29 protein-coding genes and 1 pseudogene are annotated in these 17,823 nt (G+C 43.4%); 1 reads left to right on the plus strand and 29 read right to left on the minus strand.

The genetic code is table 11. The features are described from left to right. Positions 1–143 precede the first annotated feature (143 nt). The 4 genes from rrtA to E0H88_RS02770 form a co-directional block, all read right to left on the minus strand. Entirely contained in the window at positions 144–713 is a 570-nt protein-coding gene (gene rrtA, locus E0H88_RS02755; protein WP_131273029.1) for a rhombosortase, read from the minus strand. 87 nt (positions 714–800) lie between these two features. Continuing rightward, positions 801–1,856 carry a hypothetical protein gene (locus E0H88_RS02760; RefSeq protein WP_131273030.1) on the minus strand — a complete coding sequence of 352 codons (1,056 nt, stop codon included), beginning with the start codon at positions 1,854–1,856 and terminating at the stop codon, positions 801–803. Positions 1,857–2,373: 517 nt separating this feature from the next. Next, entirely contained in the window at positions 2,374–2,760 is a 387-nt protein-coding gene (locus E0H88_RS02765; protein WP_131273031.1) for a hypothetical protein, read from the minus strand. Continuing rightward, positions 2,753–3,010, minus strand: a complete 258-nt coding sequence (locus E0H88_RS02770) for an FAD assembly factor SdhE (RefSeq protein WP_092820788.1) — start codon at positions 3,008–3,010, stop codon at positions 2,753–2,755. The genes E0H88_RS02765 and E0H88_RS02770 overlap by 8 nt, the downstream gene beginning before the upstream one ends. A 188-nt stretch (positions 3,011–3,198) precedes the next feature. Here E0H88_RS02770 and E0H88_RS02775 point away from each other — a divergent pair, with 188 nt between their 5' ends. Continuing rightward, entirely contained in the window at positions 3,199–4,371 is a 1,173-nt protein-coding gene (locus E0H88_RS02775) for an acyl-CoA dehydrogenase family protein (protein ID WP_131273032.1), read from the plus strand. A 32-nt stretch (positions 4,372–4,403) separates the two neighbouring features. Here E0H88_RS02775 and E0H88_RS02780 read toward each other — a convergent pair whose 3' ends face one another. The 25 genes and pseudogenes from E0H88_RS02780 to rpsS form a co-directional block, all read right to left on the minus strand. Continuing rightward, positions 4,404–5,195, minus strand: coding sequence for an alpha/beta fold hydrolase (locus tag E0H88_RS02780; RefSeq protein WP_131273033.1), 792 nt, complete (start codon positions 5,193–5,195; stop codon positions 4,404–4,406). Positions 5,196–5,352: 157 nt separating this feature from the next. After that, on the minus strand, positions 5,353–6,849 hold the full coding sequence (locus tag E0H88_RS02785) for a flavin-containing monooxygenase (RefSeq protein WP_131273034.1): 1,497 nt from the start codon (positions 6,847–6,849) through the stop codon (positions 5,353–5,355). Between the two features lie 204 nt (positions 6,850–7,053). Next, positions 7,054–7,419: a 50S ribosomal protein L17 gene (gene rplQ / locus E0H88_RS02790; RefSeq protein WP_131273035.1), complete on the minus strand. Its 366-nt coding sequence runs from the start codon at positions 7,417–7,419 to the stop codon at positions 7,054–7,056. An 18-nt stretch (positions 7,420–7,437) separates the two neighbouring features. Next, positions 7,438–8,445 (minus strand): DNA-directed RNA polymerase subunit alpha, encoded by a 1,008-nt coding sequence (locus E0H88_RS02795; protein ID WP_004869497.1) that lies wholly within the window; start codon positions 8,443–8,445, stop codon positions 7,438–7,440. Positions 8,446–8,463: 18 nt separating this feature from the next. Then, positions 8,464–9,087: a 30S ribosomal protein S4 gene (gene rpsD / locus E0H88_RS02800; RefSeq protein ID WP_092820780.1), complete on the minus strand. Its 624-nt coding sequence runs from the start codon at positions 9,085–9,087 to the stop codon at positions 8,464–8,466. Positions 9,088–9,099: 12 nt separating this feature from the next. After that, the gene (gene rpsK / locus E0H88_RS02805; protein ID WP_001040166.1) at positions 9,100–9,486 is read right to left on the minus strand and encodes a 30S ribosomal protein S11; all 387 of its coding nucleotides are present in this window, start codon (positions 9,484–9,486) and stop codon (positions 9,100–9,102) included. A 19-nt stretch (positions 9,487–9,505) separates the two neighbouring features. Next, on the minus strand, positions 9,506–9,862 hold the full coding sequence (rpsM, locus tag E0H88_RS02810; RefSeq protein WP_086174447.1) for a 30S ribosomal protein S13: 357 nt from the start codon (positions 9,860–9,862) through the stop codon (positions 9,506–9,508). A 106-nt stretch (positions 9,863–9,968) separates the two neighbouring features. Beyond that, entirely contained in the window at positions 9,969–10,085 is a 117-nt protein-coding gene (gene rpmJ, locus E0H88_RS02815) for a 50S ribosomal protein L36 (protein WP_000867907.1), read from the minus strand. A gap of 19 nt (positions 10,086–10,104) precedes the next feature. Further along, the gene (gene secY / locus E0H88_RS02820; protein ID WP_171259726.1) at positions 10,105–11,424 is read right to left on the minus strand and encodes a preprotein translocase subunit SecY; all 1,320 of its coding nucleotides are present in this window, start codon (positions 11,422–11,424) and stop codon (positions 10,105–10,107) included. Positions 11,425–11,469: 45 nt separating this feature from the next. After that, positions 11,470–11,910, minus strand: coding sequence for a 50S ribosomal protein L15 (gene rplO, locus E0H88_RS02825; RefSeq protein WP_086174449.1), 441 nt, complete (start codon positions 11,908–11,910; stop codon positions 11,470–11,472). Between the two features lie 3 nt (positions 11,911–11,913). Beyond that, complete coding sequence (rpmD, locus tag E0H88_RS02830) at positions 11,914–12,090, minus strand: 50S ribosomal protein L30 (RefSeq protein ID WP_092820776.1); 177 nt, start codon at positions 12,088–12,090, stop codon at positions 11,914–11,916. 6 nt (positions 12,091–12,096) lie between these two features. Further along, positions 12,097–12,594, minus strand: a complete 498-nt coding sequence (gene rpsE, locus E0H88_RS02835; RefSeq protein WP_086195763.1) for a 30S ribosomal protein S5 — start codon at positions 12,592–12,594, stop codon at positions 12,097–12,099. A gap of 2 nt (positions 12,595–12,596) precedes the next feature. Beyond that, the gene (gene rplR / locus E0H88_RS02840) at positions 12,597–12,947 is read right to left on the minus strand and encodes a 50S ribosomal protein L18 (protein WP_053579516.1); all 351 of its coding nucleotides are present in this window, start codon (positions 12,945–12,947) and stop codon (positions 12,597–12,599) included. Between the two features lie 14 nt (positions 12,948–12,961). Then, complete coding sequence (rplF, locus tag E0H88_RS02845; RefSeq protein WP_092820774.1) at positions 12,962–13,495, minus strand: 50S ribosomal protein L6; 534 nt, start codon at positions 13,493–13,495, stop codon at positions 12,962–12,964. A gap of 13 nt (positions 13,496–13,508) precedes the next feature. Beyond that, entirely contained in the window at positions 13,509–13,904 is a 396-nt protein-coding gene (gene rpsH, locus E0H88_RS02850) for a 30S ribosomal protein S8 (RefSeq protein WP_053579514.1), read from the minus strand. Between the two features lie 12 nt (positions 13,905–13,916). Continuing rightward, positions 13,917–14,222, minus strand: a complete 306-nt coding sequence (gene rpsN, locus E0H88_RS02855; RefSeq protein ID WP_086174452.1) for a 30S ribosomal protein S14 — start codon at positions 14,220–14,222, stop codon at positions 13,917–13,919. A gap of 9 nt (positions 14,223–14,231) precedes the next feature. Further along, entirely contained in the window at positions 14,232–14,768 is a 537-nt protein-coding gene (gene rplE, locus E0H88_RS02860; protein ID WP_086195767.1) for a 50S ribosomal protein L5, read from the minus strand. A 16-nt stretch (positions 14,769–14,784) separates the two neighbouring features. Then, complete coding sequence (rplX, locus tag E0H88_RS02865) at positions 14,785–15,102, minus strand: 50S ribosomal protein L24 (protein WP_086195768.1); 318 nt, start codon at positions 15,100–15,102, stop codon at positions 14,785–14,787. Positions 15,103–15,111: 9 nt separating this feature from the next. Beyond that, a complete protein-coding gene (gene rplN, locus E0H88_RS02870; protein ID WP_086174455.1) occupies positions 15,112–15,480 on the minus strand; it encodes a 50S ribosomal protein L14 in 369 nt (122 codons plus the stop codon). A 91-nt stretch (positions 15,481–15,571) separates the two neighbouring features. Then, positions 15,572–15,829 carry a 30S ribosomal protein S17 gene (rpsQ, locus tag E0H88_RS02875; RefSeq protein ID WP_086195769.1) on the minus strand — a complete coding sequence of 86 codons (258 nt, stop codon included), beginning with the start codon at positions 15,827–15,829 and terminating at the stop codon, positions 15,572–15,574. Next, positions 15,826–16,023: a 50S ribosomal protein L29 gene (gene rpmC / locus E0H88_RS02880; RefSeq protein WP_004650482.1), complete on the minus strand. Its 198-nt coding sequence runs from the start codon at positions 16,021–16,023 to the stop codon at positions 15,826–15,828. The genes rpsQ and rpmC overlap by 4 nt, the downstream gene beginning before the upstream one ends. Further along, complete coding sequence (rplP, locus tag E0H88_RS02885; protein ID WP_067669331.1) at positions 16,023–16,436, minus strand: 50S ribosomal protein L16; 414 nt, start codon at positions 16,434–16,436, stop codon at positions 16,023–16,025. The genes rpmC and rplP overlap by 1 nt, the downstream gene beginning before the upstream one ends. Further along, positions 16,376–17,192, minus strand: a pseudogene (rpsC, locus tag E0H88_RS02890) (30S ribosomal protein S3). The gene rplP and the pseudogene rpsC overlap by 61 nt, the downstream one beginning before the upstream one ends. Position 17,193: 1 nt before the next feature. Further along, positions 17,194–17,523, minus strand: coding sequence for a 50S ribosomal protein L22 (gene rplV, locus E0H88_RS02895; RefSeq protein WP_086195771.1), 330 nt, complete (start codon positions 17,521–17,523; stop codon positions 17,194–17,196). A 9-nt stretch (positions 17,524–17,532) separates the two neighbouring features. Further along, positions 17,533–17,808 (minus strand): 30S ribosomal protein S19, encoded by a 276-nt coding sequence (rpsS, locus tag E0H88_RS02900; protein WP_004869548.1) that lies wholly within the window; start codon positions 17,806–17,808, stop codon positions 17,533–17,535. Between the last annotated feature and the right edge of the window lie 15 nt (positions 17,809–17,823).

Raw genomic sequence — 17,823 nt, forward strand, 5'->3', positions numbered from 1 at the left:
GTAAAGCCAATTTTGATTTATGAACGGAGAATATCCTTTCCCGATCCAATTTCTTTATTGTTATCTACAAATTTGCATTAACCCGACATTAATGAAAATGACAATATGTATTTTCTTTTCTGTTTTAAATGTCAATCTCGCCACTATTCAACGAAATATTCCCATAGAACATACGCCAAAGCGATGATTATTCCTCCAATCACTCCCAATAAATGAGCTTCAACCAATACCGGACTGCCAATAAGTTCTGCTGTGCTGACACTGCCGACGATATTTTCCCAAAGCAATTTTCCCAGAATCAGGCACAGCACCAAGGCAGCAAAATTGCGCTCTTTCCTATACAACAAATGCACGCAGGCAACGGTGACATAAGCCCCATGCAAGACTCCGGACAAGCCGGCATAGGCTTCTATATCTGGAAAGAAATAATAAAAACACAGGCTGATAAACGGCGGAAGCAATAACAGTAAAGCAACGAAATGCCAGATTCGGACGCGGGGAAAAATAAAAGGTAAGCAGGCAAAAGCCAGCATATTGAGCAGATAATGAATCCACCCCACATGTACCCAATGGGCAGTCCATAAACGCCAGAATTCTTTTAACAAACTGGCTTGCCAATAGATAAATGAATCTGCAAAAACTTGGAGGCATGCCGAGAAAGACATTACAAATGCAATAAAAATAATTTTTCGCATCAGAAACGGGTCTTTCATGGGCATGCCCTCCAGCTTAGAAGTGATGTATTCAAATGAACCTATCCTTCAAGCCAATCTTTTTATTCTCTGTTCAACACACTCGACTTAAGATGATGCAGCAGTCTCATTTTCAGTGAACAAATCATCCAATTCTGCAGAATTGTCCTTCTCATCCCAGAAATGTTGCATGCCGTCATCACTAGAGCGGATTCCGGTATGTTCAGTCCAATAACGGTCTGAAATACCCTGCACCATATTTTGTGCCATGCTGTCTACAAGTCGGAATTGGGGATTGACCGGTTTTTCTTCAGTACGGGCAGCAGCAAATGCTTTTAGTGCATCACGCATCTTGGCATCATCGCCACTGGCTTGAGCTGCAACCGCATACAAGGCATGAGATAAACGCACCCCTTTTTGTTCACCCAGCTGTACCGACTGTTTTAAAGTCTGGTAAGGATCTGGCTTGCCATCGCCTGCACCCGGCAATAAGGTCCAAATGACTGCACGTGCCGCTTCTGGCGCTCCCCAGAATTTGGCATTATCCAGGCACACCATACCGCGTTCAACAACGGCAGCGATATCTTTTGGTACATTGACTGCACCGCCAGAATTAATGTCATTGGTCATGGCCTGTAAGCCACTGATCATCCCCATCAAATACACGGTTTGATCCAAGTCACTTTTCATTTTTGGGCATCCATCACCCAATGCCTTATTATATTTTGCTTCCCAACGCTTTTCTAACAGCTGGTAGCCTGTATATTGACGTTGTGCAGCAATGGCAGCCCAGCGTTTTTGTTGAATACGGGCATCTTGCGCTTCTGAAACCTGCCCCGCTTTAGAGGCACGTAAATAATGTAATTCTGCTTCTAAGGCCTGATTTTCAGCACAAATTCCCGATGAAGCATATAACAGTACCGCAATACGGGTTGGATCTGCCCCCATATCTTTGGTTGACATAATGGCGGGCGTTAAGGCATTGCCTGAATTACACGCCATATCCGCATCATCCATGGCCAAGATTGGCGGTACGATATGTTTCTCACTAAAACCAAGTGCAATATTTGCCCCTGATTTAACCACTTGAGAACAACCTGATAATAAAGAACTTGTAATGATGATAACTGCCATACCCTGGCATATTTTTTGGACTTGCGACATTTTCCTGTCCTCTATAATTGTGTTTATGTCCATAGCAACCAAACATATCAGATGCGAAATCCGAATAAAAGAGTATTCACTCTAATTAGATTTGATACTTTGCCATGAAATGAGTTTGGGAAAATTGACTGTATTCCAGCAAGTTAAAAATTTTGGGCAAAAAAAAGTAGCATTGCGACGGTTCGGCACATGCTACTTATCAAGGGGTCAAAGCCTATTGGCTTTCATGTTGTGCAAATCGATCCTTCAGCACGGTTCCTAGTCGTCCAATAACAATTGCCAAAACAATTGCTACCACCAGAAACATCCAAGTTGGAATCATCATGATGATTTCCTCATTTGCTGTTGGTGTTTTTAATTTACATTTAGCTTAAATAATTCAGGGGAAAAATTGTCTGACAATTGCAATATTTGTTATTTTTTTCATTAAACTGTCTTACAAAATATCAAAAATTAAAATTATATTAATTATTATCAATATCTTACTTAAAACAAATTTTATACAACTGTCTAACAATTAGGTTAATTTTGCCAACTGTTTCAGTGCCTTCCATTGTTTAAAGGGCAATTGATCCACCCAGATCAAGAGTGGCTTTTCCTGAAAATGCTGGAAATACACCACAATATAAACCTGATGATCAATCAAATGACTAATCGAAACACGTTTAACCTGTTGCGATTTTAAATGGGACAACGACCATTCACGTGCATGCAAATGTTCAAGACACATCGGCTGAGGCATTTTAAAGCCATAGATATAGGTCAGCACACCCAGCACAATGCACAGCAACCATAACCATGCCGGCAACAGCTGCTGCAAAAGTATAATCAGCAAAGTAAAAATGCTCAGCTGAAATACAAATGCCAGACGGCTGCATTTCAGCTGAAAACAACGCTTAGCCATGGACGTAATGTTTTAACTTGACAATCAAGGCTTTCATTTCCGGGCGTGGAGGTTCAGAAACTTCCATAAACCAATCTAGCAAGTCCGGGTCCTCTTGTGCGACCAATTCAGCAAAAGCTTCTTTCTCTGCTGCATCTGCCTGCAGATAATGATTTTTTACATAGGGATCAAAATAAACATCAATCTCTTTTAAACCGCGACGGGCACGATAAATGACTTTGCGTTCTTCCAAGCTGATTTCTTCGCTCATAGCCTTTCCCCAACCGTATGAAATTTTTTGCTAGTTTACCCTATCCATCCCCTGCATTTCGAGCCATTTCCCCGAATTGACCAAATTCATCATTTTATCTGTACATTTGAGCATTCATCTCATTGCCGCTTGTGTCTCAATCTTTTAATTTTTATCTGACAATCACTTTGTAGATGGACAGAATAACAATGCAATCAGCTGCAATCCGACCTTTAGCCCCTATGCTGCCCCGCCATTTGTTTAATGCCGAGCACGATGCCTTCCGTGAAACGGTGCGCAAATTTTATGAAAAGGAAGTGGTTCCAAATACTGCCAAATATGAACAGCAGCAGCATGTCGACCGGGATTTATGGAACAAGGCGGGTGCAATGGGCTTACTCTGTGCCACCATGCCGGAACAATACGGAGGATCGGGTGTAGACCGTCTTTACAGCATGATCCTGATTGAAGAACAGGCCTATGCCATGGATTCGGCAACCGGCTTTTCGCTACATTCGGATATTGTGGCCAACTACATCTTCAATTTTGGCAATGAAGAGCAAAAATCAGCCTGGCTGCCCAAAATGGCTACAGGTGAAGTGGTCACGGCCATTGCCATGACCGAACCGGGAACCGGATCTGACCTGCAAGCGGTACGTACAACTGCTGTTTTGGATGGCAATGATTATGTCATCAATGGCTCTAAAATTTTTATCACCAATGGCTACCTGTGTGACATGGCGATTGTGGTCTGCAAAACGGGCAGCAGCGATAAAGGCTCTGCCAATTTATCTTTACTCATCATCGAAGCTGACCGTGCCGGTTTCAGTAAAGGCAAGCCATTAAATAAAATTGGCATGAAAGGACAAGATACCTGCGAGTTGTTCTTTGACAATGTACGCGTGCCCAAAGAAAATTTGCTGGGTATGGAGGGCATGGGCTTTATGATGCTGATGAAAGAACTGGCCTGGGAACGCATGCTGGTCGCAATCATTTGCCAGGCGGGAGCCGAAGCGGCATTCGCGCATACCGTGCAATACACCAAACAGCGGCAAGCTTTCGGCAAGCCGATCAGCGCTTTTCAAAATACCCGCTTTAAACTGGCTGAATTAAGAACCGAAATCGATTTCTGTCGGGCTTATTTAGACCGCTGTATGGAATTACAGCTAGAAGAAAAACTGGGCATTGATGCAGCGGCAGCCGCGAAATACAAAATTTCCGAAATGTTTTCTAAAGTTGTGGATGAGTGCCTGCAACTACATGGCGGTTATGGCTACATGATGGAATATCCAATTGCACGTGCCTATATTGATAACCGTGCCAACCGGATTTATGCCGGCACCAATGAAATTATGAAAGAACTGATCTCGCGTTCCCTGTAATCAAAAGCCCATCTACTGATGGGCTGTTTCTCTTAACTAATCTCTGCTAAAAATTCACTAATCAATGCCAGTACCAGTTCGGGTTGTTCTTTATGCGGCATATGATATAAGTCCTCTAGAATTTGCAATTCAGCTGCACCTTTCACTCCTGCAAATATCTGCCGAGGCTGTGCCAGCGTGCCGTATTCATCTTGCTCCCCATGAATGATCAAGCTGGGGCATTGTACTTGGGGCAATACCTGACTCAAATTCCAGTCCTTAAATGCAGGTGCCAGCCAGGTTTCAGTCCAGGCATCCAGCACCCACTGCGCTTTATCAGGATGATATTTGGCGAGGCGCTCCATTTGTCCCGCTTGCCGAAATGCCTGCTTGGCTTGACGGATGCCGGCTAAAGTTCGTTCTTCAACTTCATATTGCGCAGCAATGGTCACCAAAGCCTGACAACGCTGTGAATATTCAGCAGCGATGGCAGCCGACATTCCCCCACCTACACTATGTCCCAGCACAATAAAATCTTTCAGCGCAAAATAATCAAGCACGGCCTTAAAACCATGAGTCGCCTCAGTGATGACAAAATCCAGGCCTAAAGGCTGGTGATTGACTGCTGACTGTCCAAAGCCGAGCCGGTCATAAGCATAAACAATACGCTTGGTCTGAGCTGCAAGTTGTGCAGGAAAATCTCGCCATAAAGCCACACTGCCCAGTGAATCATGCATCAATAGAATCGGTGCTAATTCTGCATTGGCTTCAGCAGACTGCCAGGACTTGGCATAAAGGAAATAGGAGTCAAATGACAGTTGATATTCACGTGCTAAGATACTCAAAACTTATTCCTGTGCCTGCTCAATTACTTTTACTCCATACTGTAGGAATTTGCAGCAGAACTAAAGATTACAAATTGAACTCGTGATTTCAATATTCATAAAAAAGGAGCATGATTGCTCCTTTTTCAAAAAAGATGCTGAGACTAAACCATATCAATTACGAGACCAAACGCGGTGTCGAGCTTTTCTTATCCTCTTGCTCACGCTTATGAAATTTAAGCACACCATCCTCAAAACGCGCATGCTTCAATTGTTTGCGGTCAGCCAGATAATTATTGGAAACACTCCAAGGTGCATGCTTGCCCTGCTTCGGCATCACATCAGCAGCACGGGCAATATAGCCCGAAGACAGACTGCCCATCACCGTATCTTGCATTAACTCCGTCGCGTCACCTTGTGGAATCACTTCATCATAGCCATTTTTGTCCATATAGTTGATCAGACGGCAGATATAATCCGCTGCAATATCCACTTTAAGTGTCCAGGAGGCATTGATATAGCCAATAATCATGGCCATATTCGGCACATCACTGACCATGATGCCCTGATACAGCATATGCTGGGAAGTGTTCATCGGCTTGCCGTCAATCGTCGCCTGAATGCCACCTAAAATCTGAATATTCAAACCGGTTGCAGACACAATAATATCCGCATCCAAATGTTTACCGGACTTTAACTGAATACCTGTTTCTGTAAATTTTTCAATTTGATCCGTTTCAACCGATGCACGGCCTTCACGCAAGATTTTAAACAGGTCACCATCCGGAACCACACACAGACGCTGATCCCAAGGCTCATAGTTCGGAGTAAAGTGTTTCATATCCACCTTACCCTTGAGCTGAAATTTTACTGCATTCAGCAAAATTTTCTTGAGCAGTTTCGGCTGTTTCTGCGCCAGGGCATAAATACCGCGTTGCATGCCAATATTACGTGCGCGCGTTAATTTATAGGCCACATCTTCTGGCAAATACTTGCGCATTTTGTCATAGACCAGATCTATCGATGGCACAGAAGCAATATAGGTCGGAGAACGTTGCAACATGGTGACATGCCCTGCCCCACCTTTCGCCATCGCAGGCACCAAGGTAATTGCGGTTGCCCCACTGCCAATAATCACCACTTTTTTACCCGAATAATCTAACTGCTCGGGCCAATGCTGCGGATGAATAAAATGGCCTTTAAATACAGACTGATTTGGGAATTCAGGCTGGAATCCCTGATCATAATTATAATAACCAGTGCAACCTAGAACAAAATTGGCCACCCAGGTTTGCTTTTGTTGAGCTGCATCTTCAATTTCAATCACCCACTTTTTAGTGGCCGAATCATAATTCGCCGTCAAAACCCGATGCTGAAAATGGATTTTATTTTTAAGCTGATACTCTTCAATTACTTCAGATAAATAATTTTTGATGGATGGACCATCCGCCAAGACGCTGTCTTTTTGCCATGGCTTAAAATTAAAGCTAAAAGTCGACATATCTGAATCTGAACGAATGCCTGGATACTTAAATAAATCCCAGGTTCCGCCAAAACTTTCGCGACGCTCAATAATGTCAAAAGAGCGTTGCGGACAATTTTTGGAAAGATGAACAGCCAGACCAATACCAGAAATACCGGCACCGACAATCAAGACATCAATATGTTTTTCCATGTTCTTTTTATAACCTGTTTTAAGCTTTGTTTTATTAAACCACAAAATTGACAATACTCAATGTCAAGTTAGTGTAAAACTGACGAAAAATATATCAGTTCAGGACAAAAGCTTAAATTGTCAGACAATTGAAAATCATCAGGCATAAAAAAGACCGGTGAAACACCGGTCTTTTTTAGAACAACTGAAGCTATTCTTGCGAAATTATTTAGCTTCGCGATCTACTAGCTCAACGTAAGCCATCGGTGCAGCATCACCTGCACGGAAGCCCGCTTTAAGAACACGTAGATAACCGCCGTTACGTTCTTTGTAACGAGGGCCAAGAACGGTAAATAATTTACCAACAGTTGCTGCTGAACGAGTACGAGCAAACGCTAAACGACGGTTTGCAACAGTATCGTTTTTAGCTAAAGTGATTAAAGGCTCAGCTACACGACGTAACTCTTTTGCTTTAGGCACAGTTGTTTTAATCAACTCGTGCTCGAACAAAGAGTTAGCCATGTTTTGGAACATCGCTTTACGATGACTGCTTGTACGGCCTAATTTCACACCACTATTACGATGACGCATGGTGATAGTCCTACTTAATTAACGGCTACGATAGGCGAAACGATCGTCCATACGGAGACTAGCTGGTGGCCAGTTCTCTAAACGCATGCCGAGTTGTAAGCCTTTAGAAGCCAGAACATCTTTGATTTCAGTTAACGATTTTTTACCAAGGTTAGGAGTTTTTAACAACTCCACTTCAGTACGTTGAACCAAGTCACCGATGTAGTAAATATTTTCTGCTTTCAAACAGTTAGCAGAACGAACAGTAAGCTCTAGATCATCTACTGGACGAAGCAAGATTGGATCCACTTCTTCGCGAGGCTCTTGAGCAACAGGAGCTTGATCTTTCTGAAGATCAACAAAAATTGCAATTTGTTGTTGCAAGATTGTTGCCGCTTTACGGATTGCTTCTTCAGGATCAACTGTACCGTTAGTTTCAAGATCAATGATCAATTTATCAAGGTCAGTACGTTGTTCTACACGCGCGTTTTCCACGGTGTAAGACACACGTTTGATTGGGCTATAAGAAGCATCTAACTGTAAGCGACCCACAGGGCGAGTCTCGCCTTCTGGGAAACGTGAGTCAGAAGTTTCATAACCACGGCCTTGAGAAACTTTCAGGCGCATTTTTAAATTGCCTGAAGCACTTAAAGTGCCGATCAAATGCTCAGGGTTTACCACTTCAACATTATGAGGTAAACGAAGATCAGCCGCTGTTACATCGCCTGGACCTTGTTTTTCTAATGTCAAATATGCTTCGTTTTGATCGAACAGCTTAATCGACAATCCTTTTAGGTTCAGCAAGAGCTCGACGATGTCCTGCTGCAAGCCTTCTAAGGTACTGTACTCGTGCTCGACACCTTCTATCTCAACTTCTACCACAGCAGCGCCAGGTAAAGAAGATAATAGGATACGACGTAAAGCATTACCAAGAGTATGGCCAAAGCCACGCTCTAATGGTTCCAGAATAACTTTTGCCGAGGTCCCGCTAGCCGCTTCGACCTTGATCGCTTGCGGAGTTAGAAACTCATTTGCAGTACGCGTCATTATTGCTACCTCAAGGGATTATTTAGAATACAATTCTACAATCAAGCTTTCGTTGATTTCAGCAGGTAAATCAGAACGATCCGGTGCAGCTTTAAACGTACCTTCTAGTTTTGAATGGTCAACTTCCATCCAAGAAGGGATACCACGTTGAGCAGCCAATTCAATTGCGCTTTTAATACGTAATTGTTGTTTAGCACCTTCGTGAACCGCGATTACATCACCAGCTTTAACTTGGATAGACGCGATGTTAACACGACGACCATTCAAAGTAATGCTACGGTGAGATACAAGCTGACGAGCTTCTGCACGTGTAGAACCAAAACCCATGCGATAAACTACGTTATCAAGACGGCTTTCAAGCAATTTCAACAAGTTTTCACCTGTTGCGCCTTTCACACGAGCAGCTTCTTTATAGTAGTTACTAAATTGACGCTCTAACACACCGTACATACGACGTACTTTTTGTTTTTCACGTAATTGTAGTGAGTACTCAGATTGCTTAGCACGGCTTTGACCATGTTGGCCAGGAGCTTTAGCATGTTTTTTTGTCTTAACGTCAAACGGTTTAACGCCTGATTTAAGTTGCAGGTCTGTCCCTTCGCGGCGAGAGAGTTTGCATTTTGGACCAATATAACGAGCCATGAATGTTTCTCCTTACACGCGACGTTTTTTAGGTGGACGACAACCGTTGTGCGGGATTGGCGTCACATCGGTAATGCTGTTAATTTTATAACCCACTGCACCTAAAGCACGAACCGCAGACTCACGACCAGGACCAGGACCTTTTACAAGGACGTCCAAGTTTTTCAAACCGTAATCCAAAGCTGCTTTACCAGCAACTTCAGCAGCTACCTGAGCAGCAAACGGAGTTGATTTACGTGATCCACGGAAGCCTTGTCCACCAGAGGTAGCCCAAGCCAGTGCATTACCTTGACGATCGGTAATAGTCACAATGGTGTTATTAAAAGAAGCGTGAATGTGTGCAACACCTTCAGAGACGGTACGAGTGACCTTCTTGCGTGTGCGAGTATCTTTAGCCATCTTTTAGCTTCCAGAAATCTTATTTCTTAATAGGTTTGCGCGGACCTTTACGGGTACGTGCGTTAGTTTTGGTGCGTTGTCCACGGACAGGCAAGCTGCGACGATGACGAAGACCACGGTAGCAGCCTAAATCCATTAAACGTTTAATGTTCATGGAAATTTCGCGACGTAAATCACCTTCGGTTGGAACCTTGGTAATTTCTGCACGAATCGCATCAAGCTGAGCATCATCCAATTCACGGATCTTAGTAGTTGGTGCAATACCAGCAGCAGCTAAGATGTTCTTAGCAGTGTGGCGACCGATACCAAAAATATACGTGAGGGAGATAACAGCATGCTTGTTATCCGGAATGTTTACACCGGCAATACGAGCCATTCACTTTCTCCAAAAAGGCAGTAGAGATAATCAACCGCCCCACAAATATCTTGAGGGGCGGATAATAACCTAATTAGCCTACTGAAATCAACAGGTCTTGATCAGATTAACCTTGACGCTGCTTATGACGAGGTTCAGCGCTACAAATCACGCGGATAACCCCATTACGACGGATAACTTTACAGCTACCACAAATTTTTTTAACAGAAGCTTGTACTTTCATGATGAAACCTCAAGTGCGCTTATCCCTTAGGATGAGCAGTCGTTTTTCTCATTAACGTTTGATTGTCATACTGATGCGAAGTGAGATGAGCTTGTAGCTGTGCCATAAAGTCCATCACAACAACGACTACGATCAGCAAAGATGTACCACCCAAGTGGAATGGAATACCAAAAGAACTTTGCAGAATCATTGGCATCAAACAGATGACCGTAATATAAATTGCACCAATAAACGTCAAACGATTAAGAATATGATCTAAGTAACGAGCAGTTTGCTCACCTGGGCGAATACCAGGTACATAAGCTCCGCTGCGTTTCAAGTTCTCTGATACTTCTTTAGGACTGAACACAAGTGCAGTATAGAAATAACAGAAAAAGATAATTAACGCACCGAAGAGCACCAAATACAAAGGTTGTCCAGGCGATAATACCAATGCCAAATCTTGTAGGCTACGCTTTATGATTCCTGCATTTGGATCAGAACTACCCAACCATTGACCTAAACTTGCAGGGAACAGCAATAATGAACTCGCAAAAATTGCTGGAATAACCCCCGCCATATTCAATTTCAATGGCAAATGTGTCTGCTGTGCAGTAAATACGCGACGCCCTTGTTGCTTTTGAGCATAGTTAACCGGTATACGACGTTGTGCCTTTTCAATAAATACAATCGCAGCAAGAACTGCAACTGAAAGTAATGCAAATATAGCCAGACCAATTAAGCTTGATTGACCATTATCCACTGAAGTGAATGCTTGCATTACAATATTTGGCAAACCAGCAACGATACCTGCAAAAATGATCATGGAGATCCCATTACCAACACCACGTTCGGTAATTTGCTCTCCTAACCACATTAAGAACATGGTGCCTGCAACCAATGAAGTTACAGCAGGAATGTAAAAAGCCAGTCCTGAAGTCAAGGTTATTCCTTGGCTAATCAGACCAGCACACATACCTACACCTTGCACCAATGCAAGTAATAACGTGCCGTAACGCGTATATTGATTAATCTTACGCTTACCCTGCTCGCCTTCTTTCTTTAATGCTTCCAGCGAAGGAACCACTGTTGACATCAACTGCACAATAATCGATGCAGAGATATATGGCATGATCCCCAACGCAAGAATTGACATTCGCTCTAATGCCCCGCCAGAGAACATATTAAACAAACCTAAGAAAGTACCTTCATTAGCTTTGAAAAAACGTTCTAAAGCGACATTATCAATACCCGGCAGTGGAATATGTGCTCCTAGTCGAAAGACCAACAATGCGCCAACCAAAAACATTAATCGACGAATAATTTCACGATATTTCACATGAAATGGTTGGCCTTTCATCATGTTAACATGACCTGAAGAACTAGGAGACATAGACACTAGCGATTACTCCTCGACTTTACCGCCAGCAGCTTCTACAGCAGCTTTAGCGCCTTTAGTCAAAGCAACACCTTGTACAGTGAATGCACGAGTAATATCACCAGAAAGTACGATACGAGCACGAGTCATATCTTTACGTACAACATTGGCAGCTTTTAAAGTTTCAAGTGAAATGATATCACCTTCAACTTTAGCAAGCTCTGATAAACGTACTTCAGCAGTTTTTAAAGCAAGTTGGCTAGTGAAGCCGAATTTAGGTAAACGACGATATAACGCAGTTTGACCACCTTCGAAACCTGGACGTACGCCACCGCTCTTACGTGATTTTTGACCTTTGACACCACGGCCACCAGTCTTACCAACGCCAGAACCGATACCACGGCCTAGACGAAGGTTATCACGCTTAGCACCTTCTGCAGGTGCAATAGTATTTAAACGCAGAGTCATGGCTTATTCCTCTACACTAACCATATAGTAAACTTGGTTGATCATACCGCGGTTAGAAGGAGTATCAACTACTTCAACAGTGTGACCGATACGACGCAGACCTAAACCTTTAAGGCTAAGCTTGTGATTTTTCAAGCGGTGCGCAGAAGATTTAGTCTGGGTAACTTTAATCGTTTTCATGATTGATTACCCTTGAATTTGTTCTACAGACAAACCACGTTTCGCAGCGACTTTCTCTGGAGAAGTCATATCACGCAAACCTTTGAAAGTTGCGTTTACTACGTTAGCAGCATTTGTAGAACCATAGCATTTTGTCAATACGTTATGTACACCAACAGCTTCTAGAACTGCACGCATAGCGCCACCAGCAATTACACCAGTACCTTCAGAAGCAGGTTGCATGTAAACGCGGCTTGCACCGTGACGAGCATTAATAGGGTGTTGTACAGTACCGTTAACAAGCTCAACAGTAATCATGTTACGACGTGCAGCTTCAAGTGCTTTAGAAATAGCAGCTGGAACTTCACGTGCTTTACCACGACCAAAACCTACGCGACCATTACCATCACCCACAACAGTTAATGCTGTGAAAGAGAAGATACGACCACCCTTAACAACTTTGGCTACACGATCAACGGCAACCAGCTTTTCAACAAGACCTTCGTTTTGTTCAACTTTAGCCATGATTAGAACTCCAAGCCGTTTTCACGGGCAGCATCAGCCAAGGCTTTGATACGACCATGATATTTGAAACCAGAACGGTCAAATGCAACTTTAGTAACGCCAGCTGCTTTAGCACGTTCTGCAATTAAAGCACCTACTTTAGTCGCTGCATCAACGTTACCAGTTGTACCAGCACGCAAAGTAGCATCTAAAGTTGAAGCTTGAGCTAAAACTTTGCCACCATCTGCTGAGATAACTTGAGCATAGATGTGACGCGGTGTGCGGTTTACACACAAGCGAGTCGCACCCAATGCACGAATGTGCAAGCGTGTGCTTTTCGCACGACGCAAACGGGATTGTTTCTTTTCGTTCATAAGAACCTCGCGCCTTATTTCTTCTTAGCTTCTTTACGAAGTACAACTTCGTCAGAATAACGAACACCTTTACCTTTATAAGGCTCTGGTGGACGGTAACCACGGATGTCTGCAGCAACTTGACCCAAAGCAGCTTTATCAGCTGATTTAAGAATGATTTCAGTTGCAGTAGGAGTTTCAGCAGTTACACCTTCAGGAAGCGTATAATCGATCGGGTGAGAGAAACCAAGGTTAAGGTTAACAACGTTACCTTTAACCGCAGCTTTATAACCAACACCGATAAGTTGTAACTTACGTTCGAAACCTTCGCTAACACCTTTTACAAGGTTGTTAAGCACAGCGCGAGCAGTACCAGCTTGCATCCAAGCGTCTTTCGACTCAGCTTTAGGAGCAATTTGAAGTTGACCTTCTTCCTGTTTTAGCTCGACCAGCGCATGCAGGTTGAAAGACAATGTACCTTTGCTGCCTTTCACTTCGACCTGCCGGCCGTTCTGAGTAACTGTTACACCGTTAGGTACAGTTACTGGGGCTTTAGCCACACGAGACATGAGGAATCACCTATTAAGAAACAAAAGCAATAACTTCACCACCGATGCCCGCAGCACGTGCAGCGCGATCAGTCATGATGCCTTTGCTTGTAGAAACAATTGCAATACCTAAACCTTGCTTAACGCTAGGAAGTGCATCTTTACCGCGATACTGACGTAGACCTGGACGGCTTACGCGTTTCACAGTTTCGATAACTGGTTTGCCTTCAAAATATTTTAACGTAATGGTTAAAGTTGCTTTGCCTTCAGCATCTGCAACTTCTACGTTTGAAATATAACCTTCTTGTTGAAGTACGTTTGCAATTGCAACCTTCAACTTAGAATTTGGCATAGAAACAGTTTGTTTCTTTGCCATTTGTGCGTTACGAACACGGGTTAACATGTCGGCAACGGTATCTTGCATACTCATTTATAGTGCTCCTTACCAGCTTGCCTTAACAACGCCCGGTACATCACCTTGCATTACTGTGTCACGTAATTTGTTACGGCTTAAACCGAACTTACGGAAGTAACCATGAGGACGACCAGTTAAACCACAACGGTTACGTAGACGTACTGGAGACGCATTACGTGGTAATGCCTGTAACTTCATCATCGCATCGAAACGTTCTTCGTCGCTCGCATTTACATTTGCAATCGTCGCTTTTAATTCAGCACGTTTTGCAGCAAATTTAGCAACTGTTTTTTCGCGTTTCAATTCGCGATTAATCATACCTTTCTTAGCCATATCGACCTCTTATTTGAACGGGAAGCCGAATGCACGCATAAGCGCACGGCCTTCGTCATCGGTGCGAGCAGTCGTAGTGATGGTAATATCCATACCACGAATACGATCAATCTTATCGAAATCGATTTCAGGGAACATGATTTGTTCCTTCAAACCCATCGAATAGTTACCACGACCATCAAATGATTTCGCAGAAAAACCGCGGAAGTCACGAATACGAGGGATCGCGATAGAGATCAAACGGTCTAAGAATTCGTACATTTGTTCGCCGCGTAAAGTAACTTTACAACCAATCGGCCAACCATCACGGATTTTGAAACCAGCGATTGATTTGCGAGCGAGTGTAAGAACTGGTTTTTGACCAGCAATCGCTTGCATATCAGAAAGAGCGCCATCTAACAATTTCTTGTCAGCTGATGCTGCACCAACACCCATGTTAATGGTGATTTTAGTGATGCGAGGAATCTCCATCACATTTTTAACGCCCAATTGCTCTTGTAACTGAGCTTTAAGTACGTCGTTGTAACGTGTTTTAAGTCTGGCCATTGCCTATTTCAACCTTTTACTTCGCTACCGCCACTGATTCACCGTTAGATTTGTAAACGCGAGTTTTCACGCCTTCAATCGTTTGGTAACCAACACGGTCAGCCTTTTGGGTTGTAGCATTAAAAATTGCCACGTTTGAGATATGAAGCTCAGCTTCTTGAGTTACGATGCCGCCTTCAGCGCCAGTAGCTCGGTTAGGCTTTTGATGCTTCTTCACCAAGTTAAGGCCTTCAACCTTAACGCGGTCATTAGAAACTGACAATACAGTACCCTGTTTGCCTTTTTCTTTACCTGCGATCACGATTACTTGATCGCCTTTTTTAATCTTAGCCATGAGTGCCTCTTATAGAACTTCAGGAGCCAATGAAATGATTTTCATGAACTGTTCAGTACGAAGTTCACGAGTCACTGGTCCGAAAATACGAGTTGCAATCGGCGCTTTGTTGTTGTTCAAAATAACAGCAGCATTGTCATCAAAACGAATGATAGAACCATCCGGACGACGTACACCAAATTTTGTACGTACAACTACAGCATTCATCACGTCACCTTTTTTAACACGTGCGCGTGGAATAGCTTCTTTTACAGTAACTTTAATAATGTCGCCAACAGAAGCATAACGACGATGTGAACCACCAAGTACTTTAATACATTGTACGCGGCGAGCACCACTGTTGTCTGCTACGTCGAGCATACTTTCGGTTTGAATCATTGCCCTACTCCAAAACCGAGCATCACCGGTCACATTTCGAAAGGCTCAAAGAGTACTCGAAATTGACCGATGATGCAACAAGAACGTCTAATTACTCAGCAGCTGCTTCAATCACTTCAACTAAAGTCCAAGACTTAGTTTTAGAAATTGGGCGGCTTTCTTTAATGGTCACTACGTCGCCAGTTTTAGCAACATTGTTCTCATCATGAGCGTGTAATTTAGTTGAACGGCGGATTGATTTGCCATACAACGGGTGTTGAACGCGGCGTTCAATAAGCACAACAATAGACTTGTCCATTTTGTCGCTTACAACTTTACCGGTTAACGTGCGAACTGTTTGTTCACTCATTGTCCGTTCCCCTGTTTTTCGGTAAGGAGTGTCTTGATACGAGCAATAGTCTTACGAGTAAGTGCAACTTCGTGCGATTTACCCAATTGACCAGTTGCCTTAGCCATACGAAGACGGAATTGGTTAAGCTGTTGCTCATCAAGCAAAGCTGTCAACTCTTCTACCGATTTTTCACGTAGATCTTTAGTTTTCATTACATTACCGTCCGAGTCACGATAGTGGTTTTAAACGGAAGTTTAGCAGCTGCAAGCGTAAATGCTTCACGAGCCAATTCTTCGTTAACACCATCAATTTCGTACAAGACTTTACCTGGTTTGATTTGGCAAACCCAGTATTCCACAGAACCTTTACCTTTACCCATACGAACTTCTAATGGTTTTTCAGTAATTGGCTTGTCCGGGAAAACACGGATAAAGATCTTACCACCACGTTTAATACGACGGCTGATTGTACGACGCGCAGCTTCAATTTGACGCGCAGTCATTTGACCACGTTCAATAGATTTAAGTGCGATAGTACCGAAAGATACTGTGCTACCACGGTGTGCTAGACCAGTGTTACGGCCTTTTTGCACTTTGCGGAATTTAGTACGTTTAGGTTGCAACATGGATTATTCTCCTTTTTCAGCAGAACGATCATTGCGACGACCACGACGCTCTTGACCTTCACCACGACCGCGACCGCGTTTAGCTGGACGTTCTTCAGCAGGAGCAGGGTTCATGACTTGTTTCATGCCACCTAAGATCTCACCACGGAAAATCCAAACTTTAACACCAATCGTACCGTAAGTCGTTTCAGCACGCATAGTTGAGTAGTCGATGTCTGCACGAAGCGTATGCAAAGGTACACGACCTTCACGATACCACTCAGTACGAGCAATCTCAGCACCACCTAAACGACCAGAAACTTCAACTTTGATACCTTTAGCACCAGCACGCATCGTGTTTTGAACCGCACGCTTCATAGCACGACGGAACATTACACGTTTCTCTAATTGAGAAGCGATTGCTTCAGCAACTAAACGAGCGTCTAAGTCTGGGCGATCGATTTCGTTGATGCTTACTTGCGCAGGAACACCCATAATAGATGTTAATTCGCGTTGTAATTTTTCAATGTCTTCGCCTTTTTTACCGATTACGATACCAGGACGAGCAGTGCTAATCGTAATTTTAGCAGCGCCTGTTGGACGTTCGATAAGAATATTGCTTACCATTGCGTTCTTAAGTTTTTTAGTTAAAAACTCACGAACTTGCAAATCTTTAAGCAAGTATTCAGCGTATTGTTTCGGATTCGCATACCAGTTAGCGTTATGACGTTTCACAACACCTAGGCGGATACCGATTGGATGAACCTTCTGACCCATATCAAACCCCTACCTTAACGGTGATGTGACAAGTACGCTTAGTAATACGATCTGCACGGCCTTTAGCACGTGGCATAATACGTTTCAGGCTGATGCCTTCGTCAACGTAAATCGTAGATACTGTAAGGTCGTCTACATCTAAACTGTTATTATGTTCAGCGTTTGCAATCGCAGATTCCAACGCTTTTTTAACTAAAACTGCAGCTTTTTTGTTGCTGAAGTTCAAGATATTTAAAGCGTGAGCAACAGATTTGCCACGGATCAGATCTGCAACCAAACGTGCTTTTTGTGCCGAGATAGCGGCACCGCGTAATTTAGCAGTAACTTCCATCATCGCACCTTAACGTTTAGATTTCTTGTCAACACCGTGACCACGATAGGTACGAGTTGGCGCGAATTCACCGAGTTTATGACCAACCATGTGTTCAGATACGATCACTGGAACATGGTTACGACCATTATGAACAGAAATTGTTAAACCAACAAAATCTGGGAGAATCATCGAACGACGCGACCAAGTTTTGATCGGCTTGCGAGAGTTACTCGCTACAGCCGCTTCAACCTTAGCGAACAAGTGCGCATCGACGAATGGGCCTTTTTTCAGAGAACGAGGCATTGTCAGATTCCTTTA

Origin of the sequence: Acinetobacter sp. ANC 4216, from assembly GCF_004331195.1 — a bacterium.
Taxonomy (GTDB): domain Bacteria; phylum Pseudomonadota; class Gammaproteobacteria; order Pseudomonadales; family Moraxellaceae; genus Acinetobacter; species Acinetobacter kookii.

Excerpts from the sequence above, each read along its gene's own strand:
- rrtA (WP_131273029.1), bottom strand. The coding sequence starts at position 713 with ATGAAAGACCCGTTTCTGATGCGAAAAATTATTTTTATTGCATTTGTA.
- E0H88_RS02760 (WP_131273030.1), bottom strand. The coding sequence starts at position 1,856 with ATGTCGCAAGTCCAAAAAATATGCCAGGGTATGGCAGTTATCATCATT.
- E0H88_RS02765 (WP_131273031.1), bottom strand. The coding sequence starts at position 2,760 with ATGGCTAAGCGTTGTTTTCAGCTGAAATGCAGCCGTCTGGCATTTGTA.
- E0H88_RS02770 (WP_092820788.1), bottom strand. The coding sequence starts at position 3,010 with ATGAGCGAAGAAATCAGCTTGGAAGAACGCAAAGTCATTTATCGTGCC.
- E0H88_RS02775 (WP_131273032.1), top strand. The coding sequence starts at position 3,199 with ATGCAATCAGCTGCAATCCGACCTTTAGCCCCTATGCTGCCCCGCCAT.
- E0H88_RS02785 (WP_131273034.1), bottom strand. The coding sequence starts at position 6,849 with ATGGAAAAACATATTGATGTCTTGATTGTCGGTGCCGGTATTTCTGGT.
- rplQ (WP_131273035.1), bottom strand. The coding sequence starts at position 7,419 with ATGCGTCATCGTAATAGTGGTGTGAAATTAGGCCGTACAAGCAGTCAT.
- E0H88_RS02795 (WP_004869497.1), bottom strand. The coding sequence starts at position 8,445 with ATGACGCGTACTGCAAATGAGTTTCTAACTCCGCAAGCGATCAAGGTC.
- rpsD (WP_092820780.1), bottom strand. The coding sequence starts at position 9,087 with ATGGCTCGTTATATTGGTCCAAAATGCAAACTCTCTCGCCGCGAAGGG.
- rpsK (WP_001040166.1), bottom strand. The coding sequence starts at position 9,486 with ATGGCTAAAGATACTCGCACACGCAAGAAGGTCACTCGTACCGTCTCT.
- rpsM (WP_086174447.1), bottom strand. The coding sequence starts at position 9,862 with ATGGCTCGTATTGCCGGTGTAAACATTCCGGATAACAAGCATGCTGTT.
- rpmJ (WP_000867907.1), bottom strand. The coding sequence starts at position 10,085 with ATGAAAGTACAAGCTTCTGTTAAAAAAATTTGTGGTAGCTGTAAAGTT.
- secY (WP_171259726.1), bottom strand. The coding sequence starts at position 11,424 with ATGAAAGGCCAACCATTTCATGTGAAATATCGTGAAATTATTCGTCGA.
- rplO (WP_086174449.1), bottom strand. The coding sequence starts at position 11,910 with ATGACTCTGCGTTTAAATACTATTGCACCTGCAGAAGGTGCTAAGCGT.
- rpmD (WP_092820776.1), bottom strand. The coding sequence starts at position 12,090 with ATGAAAACGATTAAAGTTACCCAGACTAAATCTTCTGCGCACCGCTTG.
- rpsE (WP_086195763.1), bottom strand. The coding sequence starts at position 12,594 with ATGGCTAAAGTTGAACAAAACGAAGGTCTTGTTGAAAAGCTGGTTGCC.
- rplR (WP_053579516.1), bottom strand. The coding sequence starts at position 12,947 with ATGAACGAAAAGAAACAATCCCGTTTGCGTCGTGCGAAAAGCACACGC.
- rplF (WP_092820774.1), bottom strand. The coding sequence starts at position 13,495 with ATGTCTCGTGTGGCTAAAGCCCCAGTAACTGTACCTAACGGTGTAACA.
- rpsH (WP_053579514.1), bottom strand. The coding sequence starts at position 13,904 with ATGAGTATGCAAGATACCGTTGCCGACATGTTAACCCGTGTTCGTAAC.
- rpsN (WP_086174452.1), bottom strand. The coding sequence starts at position 14,222 with ATGGCTAAGAAAGGTATGATTAATCGCGAATTGAAACGCGAAAAAACA.
- rplE (WP_086195767.1), bottom strand. The coding sequence starts at position 14,768 with ATGGCCAGACTTAAAACACGTTACAACGACGTACTTAAAGCTCAGTTA.
- rplX (WP_086195768.1), bottom strand. The coding sequence starts at position 15,102 with ATGGCTAAGATTAAAAAAGGCGATCAAGTAATCGTGATCGCAGGTAAA.
- rplN (WP_086174455.1), bottom strand. The coding sequence starts at position 15,480 with ATGATTCAAACCGAAAGTATGCTCGACGTAGCAGACAACAGTGGTGCT.
- rpsQ (WP_086195769.1), bottom strand. The coding sequence starts at position 15,829 with ATGAGTGAACAAACAGTTCGCACGTTAACCGGTAAAGTTGTAAGCGAC.
- rpmC (WP_004650482.1), bottom strand. The coding sequence starts at position 16,023 with ATGAAAACTAAAGATCTACGTGAAAAATCGGTAGAAGAGTTGACAGCT.
- rplP (WP_067669331.1), bottom strand. The coding sequence starts at position 16,436 with ATGTTGCAACCTAAACGTACTAAATTCCGCAAAGTGCAAAAAGGCCGT.
- rplV (WP_086195771.1), bottom strand. The coding sequence starts at position 17,523 with ATGGAAGTTACTGCTAAATTACGCGGTGCCGCTATCTCGGCACAAAAA.
- rpsS (WP_004869548.1), bottom strand. The coding sequence starts at position 17,808 with ATGCCTCGTTCTCTGAAAAAAGGCCCATTCGTCGATGCGCACTTGTTC.